12 protein-coding genes and 2 pseudogenes are annotated in these 15,017 nt (G+C 71.6%); 7 read left to right on the plus strand and 7 right to left on the minus strand.

The genetic code is table 11. The features are described 5' to 3' along the window. Positions 1–396: 396 nt before the first annotated feature. A pseudogene (locus ACZ4S3_RS01145) lies at positions 397–729 on the plus strand (GNAT family N-acetyltransferase); the annotation flags it as partial. A gap of 86 nt (positions 730–815) precedes the next feature. Here ACZ4S3_RS01145 and ACZ4S3_RS01150 read toward each other — a convergent pair. Then, positions 816–2,144, minus strand: a complete 1,329-nt coding sequence (locus ACZ4S3_RS01150; protein ID WP_467924282.1) for a DUF5685 family protein — start codon at positions 2,142–2,144, stop codon at positions 816–818. 203 nt (positions 2,145–2,347) lie between these two features. Here ACZ4S3_RS01150 and ACZ4S3_RS01155 point away from each other — a divergent pair, with 203 nt between their 5' ends. Both ACZ4S3_RS01155 and ACZ4S3_RS01160 read left to right on the plus strand, forming a co-directional pair. After that, the gene (locus tag ACZ4S3_RS01155) at positions 2,348–2,827 is read left to right on the plus strand and encodes an Lrp/AsnC family transcriptional regulator (RefSeq protein WP_467924284.1); all 480 of its coding nucleotides are present in this window, start codon (positions 2,348–2,350) and stop codon (positions 2,825–2,827) included. A gap of 58 nt (positions 2,828–2,885) precedes the next feature. Continuing rightward, a complete protein-coding gene (locus ACZ4S3_RS01160; protein ID WP_467924286.1) occupies positions 2,886–3,626 on the plus strand; it encodes an HAD family hydrolase in 741 nt (246 codons plus the stop codon). Between the two features lie 110 nt (positions 3,627–3,736). Here ACZ4S3_RS01160 and ACZ4S3_RS01165 read toward each other — a convergent pair whose 3' ends face one another. After that, positions 3,737–4,609 carry an NmrA family NAD(P)-binding protein gene (locus ACZ4S3_RS01165; RefSeq protein ID WP_467924289.1) on the minus strand — a complete coding sequence of 291 codons (873 nt, stop codon included), beginning with the start codon at positions 4,607–4,609 and terminating at the stop codon, positions 3,737–3,739. A 353-nt stretch (positions 4,610–4,962) separates the two neighbouring features. Here ACZ4S3_RS01165 and ACZ4S3_RS01170 point away from each other — a divergent pair, with 353 nt between their 5' ends. Next, the gene (locus ACZ4S3_RS01170) at positions 4,963–6,759 is read left to right on the plus strand and encodes a M4 family metallopeptidase (RefSeq protein WP_467924291.1); all 1,797 of its coding nucleotides are present in this window, start codon (positions 4,963–4,965) and stop codon (positions 6,757–6,759) included. A gap of 55 nt (positions 6,760–6,814) precedes the next feature. Next, the gene (locus ACZ4S3_RS01175; RefSeq protein WP_467924293.1) at positions 6,815–7,216 is read left to right on the plus strand and encodes a DUF6578 domain-containing protein; all 402 of its coding nucleotides are present in this window, start codon (positions 6,815–6,817) and stop codon (positions 7,214–7,216) included. 9 nt (positions 7,217–7,225) lie between these two features. Here ACZ4S3_RS01175 and ACZ4S3_RS01180 read toward each other — a convergent pair. The 3 genes and pseudogenes from ACZ4S3_RS01180 to ACZ4S3_RS01190 form a co-directional block, all read right to left on the minus strand. Next, positions 7,226–7,767: pseudogene (locus ACZ4S3_RS01180) on the minus strand (hypothetical protein). A 108-nt stretch (positions 7,768–7,875) separates the two neighbouring features. Next, complete coding sequence (locus ACZ4S3_RS01185; RefSeq protein ID WP_467924295.1) at positions 7,876–8,658, minus strand: SDR family oxidoreductase; 783 nt, start codon at positions 8,656–8,658, stop codon at positions 7,876–7,878. Positions 8,659–8,721: 63 nt separating this feature from the next. Then, on the minus strand, positions 8,722–9,804 hold the full coding sequence (locus ACZ4S3_RS01190) for a sugar ABC transporter substrate-binding protein (RefSeq protein WP_467924297.1): 1,083 nt from the start codon (positions 9,802–9,804) through the stop codon (positions 8,722–8,724). A gap of 634 nt (positions 9,805–10,438) precedes the next feature. On the opposite strand from ACZ4S3_RS01190, the gene ACZ4S3_RS01195 reads away from it, so the two are divergent. Continuing rightward, positions 10,439–10,849: a DUF2795 domain-containing protein gene (locus ACZ4S3_RS01195; RefSeq protein WP_467924299.1), complete on the plus strand. Its 411-nt coding sequence runs from the start codon at positions 10,439–10,441 to the stop codon at positions 10,847–10,849. A gap of 53 nt (positions 10,850–10,902) precedes the next feature. Here the strand turns inward: ACZ4S3_RS01195 and ACZ4S3_RS01200 are convergent, their stop codons facing one another. Next, on the minus strand, positions 10,903–11,250 hold the full coding sequence (locus ACZ4S3_RS01200) for a carboxypeptidase-like regulatory domain-containing protein (protein WP_467924301.1): 348 nt from the start codon (positions 11,248–11,250) through the stop codon (positions 10,903–10,905). A 333-nt stretch (positions 11,251–11,583) separates the two neighbouring features. Between ACZ4S3_RS01200 and ACZ4S3_RS01205 the strand changes: the two genes are divergently transcribed. Further along, complete coding sequence (locus tag ACZ4S3_RS01205; RefSeq protein ID WP_467924303.1) at positions 11,584–13,707, plus strand: SpoIIE family protein phosphatase; 2,124 nt, start codon at positions 11,584–11,586, stop codon at positions 13,705–13,707. 51 nt (positions 13,708–13,758) lie between these two features. Here ACZ4S3_RS01205 and ACZ4S3_RS01210 read toward each other — a convergent pair whose 3' ends face one another. After that, entirely contained in the window at positions 13,759–14,949 is a 1,191-nt protein-coding gene (locus ACZ4S3_RS01210) for an XdhC family protein (protein ID WP_467925187.1), read from the minus strand. Positions 14,950–15,017: the final 68 nt, after the last annotated feature.

Below are 15,017 nucleotides of genomic sequence, written 5' to 3' on the forward strand. Positions count from 1 at the left end.
CCGGTCTTCGTTCCGGTCGTCGTTCCGGCATGAAAAAGGCGCCGCGGGATCCGCAGCGCCATCGACACCACCATGACAACATCACCACGGCTATTGGCTCAAGGGAGGCGAAAATTACTGGGCCATTGGCACAGTGCTGGCCGCTACGGTCGGGCCGACAGGGGACCAATGGCGGCGCCACCGGTCAGCCACCGCTTCGGCGACCCGTTCAGCGCCTGCGCCACTTGATTTGCCCCGGGCCAGGGACGGTGTGCCCCGGGCCAGGGACGGTGTGCACCATTGACCGTCCCGGTCGGCCGGGCGCGCCGTGTGCGCAGCCGCTGCCGGGATCCCCCAAATCAGACCGGTTGGTTCGGCCGTGCGCCCTGCGCGCGTCCGGGCCCTCGCCCTCCCGTTAGCCCGGCCCACTCCACCGGCCCCGGCTCCGCCGACGTCAGCCTGTGGGCCGGCATCCGCGACACGGACGGGCGGCTGGTGGCCTGCGGCGCCATGAGCAGCCTGCGGGACAGCGGCGCCCCGCTGATGGCCTCCGTCGCCACGGACGCCGGCCTGCGCGGCCAGGGCCTCGGCGCCGCACTGACCTCGTGGCTGACCCGGCACGCCGTACGCCACCATGGCTTCTGCACCCTGTGGCAGCTCGCCGACAACACCCCCGCCGAACGGCTCTACACCCGCCTCGGCTACCGCAACGAGGACCCTTGCGTGGCCGCGCGCCTCGCCATGTGCTAACCGGCGGCACACACATGTGCTGACCGGCGGCACCCCATCCGGCCCGCCCGCCGGCCGGCGGAGCGCCGCCGCTCGGCGGAGGACGGCTATCCGCAGTCGCAGCAGCTGCAGCAGTCACAGCAATCGCAAGAGCTGCAGTCACAGCAATCGCAGCAGTCGCAGTCCTGGCAGCACCCCTCGCGCCGCTTGCGCGACCACGGCCCCTCGTAATGGTCGGCGCAGCAGAGCTTGCAGGTGCAGCACAGGCCGACGAAGACCGCGCAGCCCGCGAGGAAGCCGCGGGGCTTCTTCGGCGGATGCGGGAACTGCGGCATCCCCCCGTCCCCGCCGCCCGGACCGCCACCGTGACCGCCGTGGCCGCCACCGGAACCCCCCGGCGGCACCGGGCCACCGCCGTACGGGGCCTGCGGGCCGTTCAGTGGCTGCTGCCCGTGGGCATACGGGCCGCCGGCCGGCGCCTGGCCGTACTGGGGCGGCTGCTGCCCGTACGGGGGCGGCTGCTGTCCGTACTGGGGCGGCGGGCCGTAACCCGGCGCCTCGTGCCCCTGGTGGGCGCAGGCGGCCGTACCGAAGGCGCGGTCCACCGACCGCCGCAGTTCGTGGACCAGCAGCACATGCACCAGGGCGGAGTCGGCGAATTCCACATCGCGCAGCGCGAGGCGGATGCCGTGCACGGCGTCGTCGCACAGCCGGCGGGCCTGGGCGGTGGTGGCGCCGGTGGCGGTGAGCGGGTTCCAGGCGCCTTCGGCGGCATCCGCCGCGCGGTCCTCCACCGCGTCGAGGAGGTGGGCCAGCCGCCCGAAGAGCCGGCCGGCCTCGGCCAGGGGCGCGGCATTGCCGGGCCGACCCGCCAGCACGGCGGTGTGCGCGAACGCCGCGGCGGTCGCCGTCTCGGTCGGTTCGGTGATGACGGTCAGCGGGGTGCCGGGGCCGGCCAGGTCCTCGATGCCCACCTGGCGGTCGACCGCGTCGACGAGTACGGCGGTGTCGAAGCCGAGCGTGGCGCCGGTACGCGCCCCGGCCCGGTCCCAGCCCGCGGCAACCTTGCGCGCGGCGGCGGCCACGGGCCGGCGGCGCAGCAGCCCGTTCCGGTCGGCGACGTGGTCGCGTATCTTCGCGGAGGCGAGGACGAGGGACACCGACGCGGCGAGCCGCGCGCCCTCGCCGTTCGCCACCGAAGCGGTCCGCATGCCCCGCAGCGGGCACGGCCCGGCGGTACGGCGCCCGGTGTCCGCGCGGCCGGTCTGCGCATCCGTCAGTACGGACACGATCAGCCCGTCATAGTTCGTGACCACCCGGGCGAACTGCCCGTGGTCCGCCCGCAACGCGAGGCAGAGACCGCACAGATGGGCCATCCACTCCGCCTTGAGTCCTTCGGTAAGGCGATGGGAGCAGGGCCTGACGATTCCGAACATATGGAAACCCCCGTAAGACGTCGTCGGCATCGGTCGGCGTAAGCCGGCAGCGGGACGGAAATCTACCGGGCGCGCCGCTGACCTGGACACACACCCCTCGCACGGATGCGGCCCGGCTGAAAAGTCGTCAGATAGTCGCCCGCCAGGCCATTGGTACAGTCCCGAGGACCGCCGCCGCCCGACCGTGAGGATCCCGTCCGACCATGCCCGTCGACGCCCTGGACGCCAAGATTCTTCGGCTGCTGCTGGAGCAGCCGCGCACCAGCGTGCGGGAGTACGCCCGGGTCCTGGGAGTGGCCCGCGGGACGGTGCAGGCGCGGCTGGACCGCTTGGAGCGGGACGGGGTGATCACGGCGTACAGCCCGCGGCTCTCGCCCGCCGCGCTGGGGCACCCCGTACTCGCCTTTGTGCACATCGAGGTGACGCAGGGGCATCTGGAGGAGGTGGCCACCGCGCTGGCGGAGGTGCCGCAGATCATCGAGGCCTTCTCGACGACCGGGGGCGGGGATCTGCTGACGCGGGTGGTGGCCAGGGACGCGGCGCACCTCGAGGACGTGATCCAGCGGCTGATCAGCCTGCCCGGCGTGGTCCGCACCCGCACGGAAATGGCGCTGCGCGAGCGGGTGCCGCACCGGATGCTGCCGCTGGTCGAGGCGGTGGGCGGCGCCGCGAAGCCGCGGTGAGCCGTGCGGTGGCCCGCTGCGGAGCCGGGCCGGGCGGGCGCTTGGCATGCTGGAGGGCATGAGCACCTCCCCCACCCCCCAGGGACCGCCCGTCACTCCCGTCCCGCGTACTCCGGTGATCTTCGATCTCGACGGCACGCTCGTGGACAGCGAGCCGAACTACTACGAGGCGAGCCGGCGGCTGCTGGCCGGTTACGGGGTGCGGGACTTCAGCTGGGAGCACCACACCCGGTTCATCGGTATCGGGACGCGCGAGACGCTGGAGATCCTCGGCCGGGAGTTCGGCATCGACGCGCCGGTCGACGAACTGCTGGCGGGCACGAACCGCGGCTATCTGGAGCTGGCGCGCACGCACACCCAAGTGTTCCCGGAAATGCGCACGTTCGTGGAGCGGCTGCATGCGGCCGGGCATCCGATGGCGGTGGCGTCCGGGTCGTCGCGGGCCGCGATCGAGGCGGTGCTCGCCGGCACGGGGCTCGATGCGCTGCTGGCCACGAGGGTGTCGGCGGAGGAAGTGGCGAGCGGCAAGCCGGAGCCCGATGTGTTCCTGGAGGCCGCGCGCCGGATGACTGTCGCGCCGCAGGCGTGTGTGGTGATGGAGGACGCGCCGCCCGGCGCGCTGGCGGCACACCGGGCGGGGATGCGCTGCATCGCGGTTCCCTATGTGGTGGACACGGCCGACGACCCGGCGTTCGCGCACGCCGGGCTGCTGTTCGCGGGCGGCCAGACGGAGTTCACGGCGCGGGCCGCGTACGACTGGCTCGTGCGGCCAGTTCGGCCCGGTCGACCAGTTCGGTAGCTCGCCATGGTGCCGTGCGCCCAGTCGCGGAGTGCGTCGGCGGTGAGGGCGCCGGCGGCGTCGCTGGACGGATACCCCGCAGGGCCGTTCGCCTCGCGGCACGGCGAGAGTCAGGTACCGGCCAGGGCGGGCACGAGCAGTTCGGCCGCGAAGTCCTCGGCCGAGCGGGGTGGGCGGCCGAGTACGCGCTGAACGCCGTCGCCGAGTCCGGCCACGCCCTCGTGGCGATAGTTCGCGTACAGGCCGTGCAAACCGTCGATGACCTGCGGCGCGACGCCGCGCTCCGCCAGCGAGGTCCGCCAGGCCTCGTCGAGCGGCACCTCGGCGTACTGGACCGGCCTGCCGAGAGCGGCGGCGAAGCGGTCGGCGAGCTCGGCCAGTGTCAGTGCCTGCGGGCCGCTGATCTCGATCTCACCGCCGACCGGATGCGCCGCCAGGAGTGCGGCGACCGCGACCGCCGCGATGTCCCGCGCGTCCACATAGCCCCGGGCGCCGGGTCCGGCGGGATCGGCCAGCGTGCCCTTGGCGATCGAGGCGGCTGCCGGGAGGAAGTTCTGCAGGAAGCGGTCGGGGCGCAGGACGGTCAGTTCCGGGACACCGGCACGCCGCAGTCGGCCGGTGATCGTGTCATGGGCGCCGGTGACCGCGTCCGGGACGGTCCCGGCGCCGGTGAAGGCCCGTGCGCCGAGCTTGACGATGCGGCGCGCACCGGCCTCGATGGCGGCGACACCGAGGCGCGTTTCGGCGGCAATCTGGTCTTCGGCGAAGGGATGCGCGAGGTAGAGCCGGTCGACGCCGGCGACCGCGCCCCGGACGTCCGACGCATCGGTGGCATCTCCGCGGAAGACCTCACCGCAGACGGCACCGAGCGCCTTGGCACTGGCCTCGGAGCGTACGAAGAAGCGCACATCGCTCCGGTCGCGCAGCGCTTCGGTGAGATAGCGCCCCACCGCACCGTTCGGCGTGGTGACCAAAATGGTCATCGAACCCCCTCCGTGCACATGATCAAGACTGTCGTGCACGCCAACAGCACCCGTGCCGGGCGCATTCCCGGATGAGACGCACGTCTCAGCAGGGGCGAAGCAACCCTCCGGCCTCCGATCGGGTCTCCTCACCCAGAGCTGGGAACACAGTTGGTCACCTTGCGGCTACCCAAGGCTGATCAATTGTCAAATTTCGATTTAACCCGGTAGAAAACCGATCTTTGGGCTTTACATGCCCATGCCAGACCACGCAGGGTTTGCCCGGGGTCTCCCGACCCCCGCGGTGCACAACAGCGCCGCGCGTACGGGCGGTTGGCTGCCGACCGCCCCAGGTGCACTAAGGACCCACATCAGTGCGTAGACCCCACATACGCAGCCTGGCGATCGCCGTCGCGGTGACGACGGCCGCGACCATCACGGCCGGGGTAGCGGGCACCGCCATCGCCACCCCCTCGGTCACTCAGGGCTCGGCTCCCGCCTCCTCCGCCGGCCACTCGGCGATCGTGGACGCGGCCCGCGCCGCCGCGTACGCCCACGCTTCCGCCACCGGCGTCGGCAAGAACGACAAACTCAAGGCCACCGACCTGCTGGTCGACCCGGACGGCAAGCAGCACGTCCGCTTCATACGGACCCACCGGGGCCTGCCGGTACTCGGCGGTGACCTCGTCATCCACCTGGACGCCAAGTCGGCCTACCAGGACGTGACCCGGGCCTCCCAGCGGCAGGTCGAGGTGGCATCCACCAGCCCGGACCTGTCGGCCGGGCAGGCCGAGGAGAAGGCCGCCACCGCCGCGAAGGGCCAGGCCGGTACGGCCGAACTGGTCGTGGACGCCCGCGCGGGCCGTACGGCGCTGGCCTATCAGGTGCAGGTGACCGACAGCCGCGCCGACGAGACCGGTGGCATCCGTACGGTCGTCGTCGACGCCGGCACCGGTTCGGTGCTCAGCAACATCCCGGCCAACGACTCCTTCCTGTCCCCCGCCGTGCAGGCCAAGCTGCGAAAGCTGGGCGAGAAGCTGCGCCCGGTGACCGGGCTGACCGGCGCCACGGCCCCGGCCACCACGGGCAAGGCCGCCAAGGGCTCCCCGGGCGCGGCCACCGGCACCGGATCGTCCCTCTTCGTCGGCAAGGTCCCCCTTTCCACCACCCGGACCGCGAAGAACTCCTTCACCCTGAAGGACTCCACCCGCGGCAACACCGAGACCCGCGACGCGGGCGGCAAGGAACTGGAGAAGTTCTCCGCCGGCAAGGCGTTCACCAGCACCAACAACCGCTGGGGCAACGGCACGACGAGCAACCGCGGCACCGCGGCCGTGGACGCCCAGTACGGCATCACGAGCACCCTCGACTTCTACAAGAAGACCTTCGGGCGCAAGGGCATCAAGAACGACGGCCGTGGCGCCCACGCCCTGGTGCACTTCGGCAAGAACATCGGCAATGCCTTCTGGTCCTCCGACTGCGGCTGCATGCTCTACGGCGACGGTGACGGCAAGACCTTCACCAAGCCGCTGGTCGTCCTGGACGTCACCGGCCACGAGCTCACCCACGGCGTCGTGGACGCGACCGCGGGCCTCCAGCCCACCCGCGTCGACGAGGAGGGCAACCAGTTCGGCGAACCGGGCGCCCTCAACGAGTCGCTGGCGGACATCTTCGGCAGCTCGGTCGAGTTCGCCGCCAACAACCCGAAGAACCCGCCGAATTACCTGATGGGCGAGAAGCTCGGCCTGCAGCAGAAGTTCCTGCGCCGGCTGGACAAGCCGTCCCTCGACAAGCTCGAGGGCACCGTCGACTACTGGTCGAAGGAGTCCTACGACACCGAGGTGCACGCCGGCTCCGGCGTGTCCTCGCACGCCTACTACCTCCTCGCCGAGGGCAGCGGGAAGAAGGTGATCGGCGGCGTCACATACGACTCCCCCACCTTCGACGGCTCCTCGGTGACCGGCATCGGCCGGAAGAAGGCAACGGCGATCTACTACCGGGCGCTGACCCGGTACATGGTCTCCACGACCGACTTCCACGGGGCCCGGACCGCGACCCTCAAGGCCGCCAAGGACCTCTACGGGGCCAACAGCACCGAGTACAAGACGGTGGCCAAGTCCTGGGCAGCTGTGAACGTCACAGCCGCCAACGCGCCCGCCGCCAAGCACTGAACCCAGCAGGCCGGTGCCCCCGTCGTCGGCGGGGGCACCGCGGGAGAATCACCCCATGAAACTCACCGTATGGATCGACAGTTGGCAGATGGAGTGCTGCGGTAAGCCGTTCCGTATCGGATCGCAGGTTTCCTGGGCGCTCCTGGACGCCGACAAGGACTGGCTCGCCGAAGTGATGGGCACCGAGGCCGCCAGCCTGATCGACGCCGCGGAGAACCACCACGGCGGGGGCCGGGACGACTCCACCGGGCGCTCCGCCGCGGCGGCAACCGTCGCCGGGATCACCGCCGTCCACTGCCGGTACGCGCCCCGGCCCGGCGGCCCCGAGCACACACACTCCCCCGTACCGGGCTCGGCCACGCTCACCCCGCTGACCGCAGTGCAGCGATGGACACCCGACCGCGGTGAGCTGCGGTTCGCCGGCTACATCGTCGCGCTCACCGACGTACAGCCGTGACCGCAGGTCTCACCGGCGCGCATCGCTGACATCGGCCGCGGCCCCGCTCCCCGGCCCGCTCACCACGTCCTGGGTCAGCGCGACGCGGGAGAGCCGCACGGCGCCCCAGAGCACCAGCGCGACGCCCAGCGCCTCCGGGAGCAGCCACCAGCCGGTCCGGACGCGTTCGTCGAACAACGTGACGCCCAGGGACAGGCTGACCAGGGCGTCACCGAGGGTGAGGACGGGCTGAGAGGCGGTCAGCGGGCCGGACTGCATGGCGTTCTCCATGAGGAACAGGGCCAGTACACCGACGGCGGCGAAGCCGTAGGTCTGCCAGGCCAGGAAGAACTCGCCGGGGCCCCCACGGACAGCGCCAGCGCCTGGAAGCCGGCGGCGGCGAGGACCGCGAGCATGCCGCCGAGCCACGCCGCGCGGTGCAGCAGATCGACGAGCAGGCCCAGCCGCAGCCCCGGCGCCAGCGGCACCGTACGGGCCGCGCGCCGCTGCAGCACCGTGCCCAGCGCGTTGCCGGCCGCCGCGAGCACCACGAACAGGACGGCCGGCCACATGGCGCCCGCCACCTCCTCATCGCCGGTCCCCCGTTCCGACGCTAACCGGACGGGGGGCGGGGCGCCCGGCGGGGGTGTCGCGGGGGCGGGCGGCCCTGGTGGCGCGGGTCAGTGCTCCTGAGCGGTCGGCCGCACCATGATCTCGTTGATCGCCACATGCGACGGCTGGGTGATCATGAAGCTGATGGAGCGGGCGATGTCCTCCGCCCGCAGCCAGCTCTCCTGCGGCATCCCGAACGCCGACTCGCCGCCGATGGTCATCTCCGTCGTGGTCATCCCCGGCTCGACCAGCCCGACCCGTACCCCTCGCCCGGTCACCTCCTGGCGCAGGGACTCGCTGAACGAGCACACCGCGTGCTTGGTGGCCGAGTAGACGGCGTTGTTCTTACGGGCCAGCCGCCCCGCGACCGAGCTGACGGTCACCAGGTCGGCGACGCCCCGGACGCCGTCCTCCGCCGCGCGCAGCAGATGCGGCAGCGCGGCGTGAGACAGCTGCAGCACCGCCTTGAGGTTGAGATCGACCATCCGCTCCCAGTCCTCGAGGTCGCTCTCCTCCACCGAGGCGCGCGCTCCGTACCCCGCGTTGTTCACCACCACGTCCAGCCGGCCGAAGTGGCGCACCGCGTCCTCGACCACCCGACGGGCCTGTCCCGGGATGCCGAGGTCCGCGGTGAGCGCGAGGGCCGAGACGCCCTGCGAGCTGAGCGCATCGGCGAGCTCCGTCAGCCGGTCGGTGCGGCGCGCGACCAGCGCGAGGGAACACCCCAGCCGGGCGAGCGACAGCGTCGCCGCCTCGCCGATCCCGCTGGAGGCGCCGGTCACCAGCGCGACGCTGCCCGCCAGGGGCTGGTCGGGGCCGGCCGGGGTGTGGTGCGACTCGTTGGCATTCATGGCGTACGTATACCTCCCGTGATCGGGCCGTACGCCCTGAATGCCGGTGCCGGCTCCGCCGGGTCAGTCCAGCCCGAGCGACTTGCAGGCCGAGGCGAGATCCTTGGTGCAAATCCAGTCGGTGGGGACGACACCATCGCGGATCACGGTGTCCTCCATGTTCTTCCTGGTGACGATCTGCGCGTTGAAAAGCTTGGCCGGGATCCCGGACTTGCTCTTGCTGTCGGTGGTCGTCGGGGTGAAGGACTTGATGCTCTTGCCCCGCAGAAGCCGGAAGGCGATCTCCGCCGCGGTTTCGGCCTCCGGCCTGACCTGCTTGTAAATAGTGAACGACTGAGTACCGCTCACCAGGCGGCGCAGGGCGGGGAGTTCGGCGTCCTGGCCACCGACGGGCACATTCTTCAGCCCGGCCGACTTCAGCGCCTCGGCGGCTCCGCCCGCCAACCCGTCATTGGCCGCGTAGACGGCGTCGAAACCCGTCGGCCCGAGGTCCTTGATGACCTCATTCATCTTCTTCCGGGCTTCCACCGCGGACCACTCGGGGATGTCCTGCTCGTAGACGACCTTATGGACCTTGCCGTCGAGGACTTCGTGGGCGCCCTTCTTGTAGGACGGGGCATTCGGGTCGGTCGGCGAACCATTCAGCATGACGACATCGGCGCTCGCCGCCTGAGAGCCGAGGGCCGCGAGGATGCCCTTGCCCTGCAGCTGGCCGATCTTTTCGTTGTCGTACGAGACGTAGGCGGCGACATCCCCCTCGGCGAGCCGGTCGTACGCGATGACCTTGACGCCCTTCTTGGCGGCGGCGTCCACCCAGCTCTTGGCGGCCCGCGCGTCGACCGGGTCCAGGATGATGACCTTGACGCCCTTCTTCACCAGGGCCTCGAACTGTCTCTTCTGGACGTCGACTTGCTCCTCGGCATTGCGGTAGTCCACCTTGCATTCGAGGCAGAGCGTCGATATCCGGCTCGCGATGATGCGGCGGTCGAATGCCTCGTAGCGGGCCGCTTTGTTCTCCGGCAGGAGCAGCCCTATGGACTCCTGTTCAGCACCTGTGTTGTCGTCGCTGTTTCCACAGGCCGCCAATGGCGCGGCAAGAGAGAGCGCCATTGCGCCGGTGATTATACGACGCAGTGCTGCATTCATTTAAGGTACCTCCGCAAGGGGCCGCCCTGACCGGCCCGGAACGGCTGAAAGTGAACGTCACTGCCACCCGCATCGTCAAGAATCGAAGTACGAACGATACGAAAGCGAGCCGTGCGTTGACAATCCGAAGGCGGACGCGCGGCCGGCCTCGGGCCGTCCCGGACGCATACCGCACCTCGCCGACACTCCCCACAAACCGCCCCATACTCACTATCGACGACTAATTTCTTTGGGTGAGGATAAATACCGCCATATTCCTTCACCGGTCGAGCATCGGGGACCGTACGGACAGTGTGCGAACGCGGTGAAGGCGGGGCGGGGTTGGGCCGGAGCAGGGCCAACACCGGGCGGCGGGTCCCGGCCGGTGAGGCACCCGCGTCCGGGCCGAGAAGATGCGATCTCCGCGCGCCGGGCGTGCGATGGAGAAGCAGGTGTGGTCGGCATGGCACGTCCCGTGTGGCGCGATGCCGTGACGTCCGGGCCGGCCGGCTTGCCGATGCCGATCGGGGCGGCCTCGACCTGGACGGTTTGACCAAGTCCGGACTCTGCGAGCACGCTGCCAAGGCAGACACAGCGAGGCACAGGACCGCGAAGGACAGGACATCCTCCCGCAACTCTGGAGGCGAAATTGCCCATGCAGCACGGTACGGACAAGACGGGCCCCGCCCGGGACGACATCATGAAGAAGGAGCTCCGCGCGGAACTGACCCGGGATCGTTCCCTGCGCACGGCTGAGGACCGAGAACTCCAGCCGTCGGGAGAGGACCAGCCCGTGGCATCTCAGGCGCCGGACACCGCCTTCCGCGGTGGCGCACCGCACGGGATGACCCAAGAGGACGTCGCACTACGCTCCGAGATCGCGCAGCACCTCGGCCGCAGCCTGTATCCGGCCGACCGGCCCGCCATCGTCGAACGGCTCGTACGCGACAACGCACCGGACCGGTTGATCGCCCTGGCCAAGGGACTCCCGGAAGGGGAGCGGTACGGCAACGTACAGAGCATCGCCCAGTCTCTCGGGCTCGGCACGGAAGACCTCCGCGACTGATACCCGGCCGCTGACGCTGAGGGCAGCCATGTCCGGCCGTGCCGCGGGCCGGTTCAGGGGTCGACCACGACCTTGAACTCCGCGGGGGCGGCGCCCTCGGCGGTGACGGTGAAGGTGGCGGTGCCGGCCGCATCGCCCGCCACCAGCGGCGGGGTCCGCGCGAATCCCTCGGCGTCGGTGCGTGCGGTGACGGCGATTGCGTCGCCTTCGAAGAGGGCCTGCTGAGTGGTGGAATCCCAGGCGAACGTCACCGTGGCGCCCGGCACGGGCCTGCCGGACCCGGTGTCGACAACGCGGGCCTTCAGCGGGTGAGAGAAGGTGCGATGGGGACGGGCATGCTCCCCCGTTCCCCCGGCCGGCTGGATGGCCCGCCCCGATTCCGTGCCCACATTCGCATGCATACAGCCTCCCTCAGTGGCCAGGGGCCTTGCGCGTTGCCGCTTGGTCATCGAAGAGCGGCCGTCGATCGGATGCCGCGGCGCCCAAGCGGCCGCCGAGCGCGGCGCACGGTGGTCGCCCGCCTTGCGTCGCGCCTGCCTCTTCCACCTACCACTTCAGCCCGGATGACCGCATCGCGCTACTCGGCGCGGCCCGGGGCGGCACACGCCACGGCCCGGTGCTCGCATGCCGCGGCCCGGCCGACGGCGTAACGTCAGCACTGTCCCGAATCGCCATGACGGTCACGGCGGGTCACAGTGATCTCGCTGTTCCCACGAAAGCTGTGAAGGTGTGAGATGAGCGGCCGGCCCGGTTCCGATCCCGTGGGCCGGGCGCTGCTGCGGGTGATGGCGGAGTCCGGGACCTCGGCGGGCGGGCTCTATGAGCTGATGGCCGATGAGCCCGTGCTGCGGCTGACCGTCGTGAGCGGCCTGCCGGCGCCGCTGCTGGAACCCTGGGGCCGTGTCGCGCTGGCGGCGCCGATTCCGGTTGCCGTTGCGGCGCGCCGGGAGCGCCTGGTGTGGGCGGGGGGCCATCAGCAGCTGGCCCGTGACTTCCCCCGTACGGCGGTGGCCGTACCGTACGACTTCGCGCTGGCCGCGGCGCCGGTCAGCGACGGGACGCGGTGCCGGGGCGCGCTGCTGCTGCTGTGGCCGGCCGGTCATGCGCCGCAGCTGTCGGCGGACGAACGCGAGGCGGTGGAGGCCGGCTGCAGGCGCCTGGCGGCGGCGCTGGACGAGGTGCCGCCGGCGGGCGGTTCCGCGCCGCCCGATGCGCCGCGCATCCTGGCGCAGCCCCCCGCACGGACCGTGAGCCCGGCGGAGGCGCAGGCGGCGGTCGACTACGTGGAACGTCTGCCGGGCGGCTGCTGTGCGCTGGATCTGGAAGGGCGCATCACCATGGCCACCAGCGGCGCGGCGGAGCTGCTCGGCGAGCCGGAGCCCCGGCTGGTCGGCTCGCGCCCCTGGGAGATCCTGCCGTGGCTGCGCGATCCGGAGTTCGAGGACCGTTACCGCGCCGCGGTGGTCAGCCGGCAGCCGATGTCGTTCACCGCATGCCGCCCCCCGAACCACTGGCTCATCTTCCGCCTGTTCCCCGACGGCCGGGGCCTGAGTGTGTGGATCAGCCCCTCGGACAGGGGAAACGGCCCCGTGGCTCCCTTCCCGGCGGAGGGAGAGGTGGTACCCGTGCGGGCGGGGCAGATCTACCACGTCCTGCATCTGGCGGCCGCGCTCACCGAGGCCGTGGGGGTTCAGGATGTCGTCGATCTCGTGGCCGACCAGATCGTGCCGGCCTTCGGCGCTCAGGGCATGCTCATGTACGTGGCGGAGGGCGGCCGGCTACGGACCGTCGGCCACCGGGGTTACTCCGCCGAGGTCATCGACGCCTTCGAGGGCGTCGCCCTCAGCGCCGCCAACAGCCCCGCCGTCCGCGCGCTCGCCACCGGGGAGTCCAGATTCTTCAGCTCCCCCGAGGAGATGGAGCGCTCCTACCCCGGGCTGCCGCATCTGACCGGCAAGGCGGCCCGAGCCGTACTGCCGCTGATCGTCTCCGGCCGCCCGGTCGGCTGCTGCATCCTCTCGTACACCCGTCCCCGCGTCTTCAGCCTGGAGGAGCGTCAGGTGCTGACCTCGCTGGCGGGTCTGATCGCCCAGGCGCTGGACCGCGCCCGGCTGTACGACACCAAGCAGCAGCTCGCCCATGACCTGCAGGCCGGCCTGCTGCCGCGCCGGCTGCCCGGGGTACCCGGGCTCGCCGTCGCCGCCCGCTACCTGCCGTCCACGCGCGGTATGGACATCGGTGGCGACTTCTACGATCTGATCCGCCTCGACGAGGGCAGTGTCGCCGCGGTCATCGGCGATGTGCAGGGTCACAACGCGGCGGCGGCCGCCCTCATGGGACAGGCCCGTACCGCCGTGCACGCCCACGCGGCCGCGGGCGCCTCCCCCGGTGAGGTGCTGGCCCGTACGAACCGGCTGCTGACCGATCTGGACCCGGACCTGTTCACCAGCTGCCTGTATGTGCACATCGACGTGCGGACGCAACGGGCCTGCGTCGCCAGCGCCGGCCATCCGCCCCCTCTGCTGCGCCACCCCGACGGGCACACCACCGTGGTGCACGTCCCCCCGGGGCTGCTTCTGGGCATCGAGCCCGATGCCCGGTACTCCGCCACGGAGATCGCCCTGCCCCCGGAATCCGTGCTGGCGCTCTACACCGACGGCCTCGTCGAAACACCGGGAGTCGACCCGGAGTGCTCCGTCGCCAACCTCGCCGGGCGCCTGGCCAACGCACCGCGGCTGGGGCTCGAGCACCTCGCCGACGTCCTTCTGGAGAACCGGCACGCGGACGCGGACCGGCAGGACGATGTGGCGCTCATGCTCGTTTCCACGGTGCGGACCGGGCCGGCCACGGCCGCTTGAGCCGAAGGCCGCTTGAGCCGACGCCCGCTTTGAGCCGAAGGCCGAGCCGGGTCATGCGGCGGTAGGGGCCCCGCCCGCCGCCCCGGCCGCACCGGCTCGCAGCCGGTCCGCGTCATCTCGTGGCCGGTCCGCGTCATGGTGAATCGGTGTCCGCGCGCCGGTCAGCGGAACGCCCGTGCCGCCCTGCCGTGCCGCGACGATCTCGGCCGCGATGGACAGGGCGGTCTCCTCCGGCGTACGGGCCCCGAGGTCGAGGCCGATCGGCGAGCGGAGCCGGGCCAGTTCGCTTTCGGTGAGGCCGGCCTCGCGGAGCCTGCGGTTGCGGTCCTCGTGGGTGCGGCGGGAGCCCATCGCGCCGACGAAGGCGACCGGCAGCCGCAGGGCCGCCTCGAGCAGGGGGATGTCGAACTTGGCGTCGTGGGTGAGCACGCACAGGACCGTGCGGCCGTCGGTTTCGGTGCGCTGGAGGTAGCGGTGCGGCCACTCGACCACGATGTCGTCGGCCTCGGGAAAGCGGGCCCGCGTGGCGAAGACGGGGCGGGCGTCGCAGACGGTCACGTGGTGGCCGAGGAACTTCCCCATCCGCACCAGCGCCGCGGCGAAATCGACCGCACCGAAGACGATCATGCGGGGCGGCGGCACGCTCGACTCGACGAACAGCGTCAGGGCCGCCCCGCAGCGCGACCCGCTCTCCGAGACGGCGAAGGGGCCGGTGCGACCCGCGGCCAGCATGGCGCGGGTCTCACCCACCGCCGTACGGTCCAGCTCCGGATGCCCGCCGAGACCGCCTTCGTACGAGCCGTCGGGGCGTACGACCAGCGCCCTGCCGAGCAGTTCGTCCGGGCCCCGCATCACCCGGGCGACCGCCGCCGCCTCTCCCCGGGTGGCGGCCGACAGCGCCGCCGCGAAGGCCTTCCTGCCCGGCGCGGCCGACGCCACCGGCGTGACCAGGACCTCGATGACCCCGCCGCAGGTCAGGCCCACCGCGAAGGCGTCCTCGTCGCTGTAGCCGAACCGTTCGAGCACCGTCGCACCGTCCTGGAGCGCCTGGGTGCACAGGTCGTACACCGCCGCTTCCACACAGCCACCGGAGACCGAGCCGATGGCCGTGCCCTGGCTGTCGACGGCGAGGGCGGCGCCGGGCCGCCGCGGCGCGCTGCCGCCGACGGCCACGACGGTGGCCACGGCGAAGTCCCGGCCCTGCTCGACCCAGCGGTTCAACTCGTCGGCGATGTCCAGCATCTCGCTCTCCTCGTGGTGCGTGGGCCGGCGGGTGGGGCGGGGCGGCGACGGCGCGGTCGGCTGTGCGG

This window comes from Streptomyces sp. NPDC028368 (genome assembly GCF_055565615.1).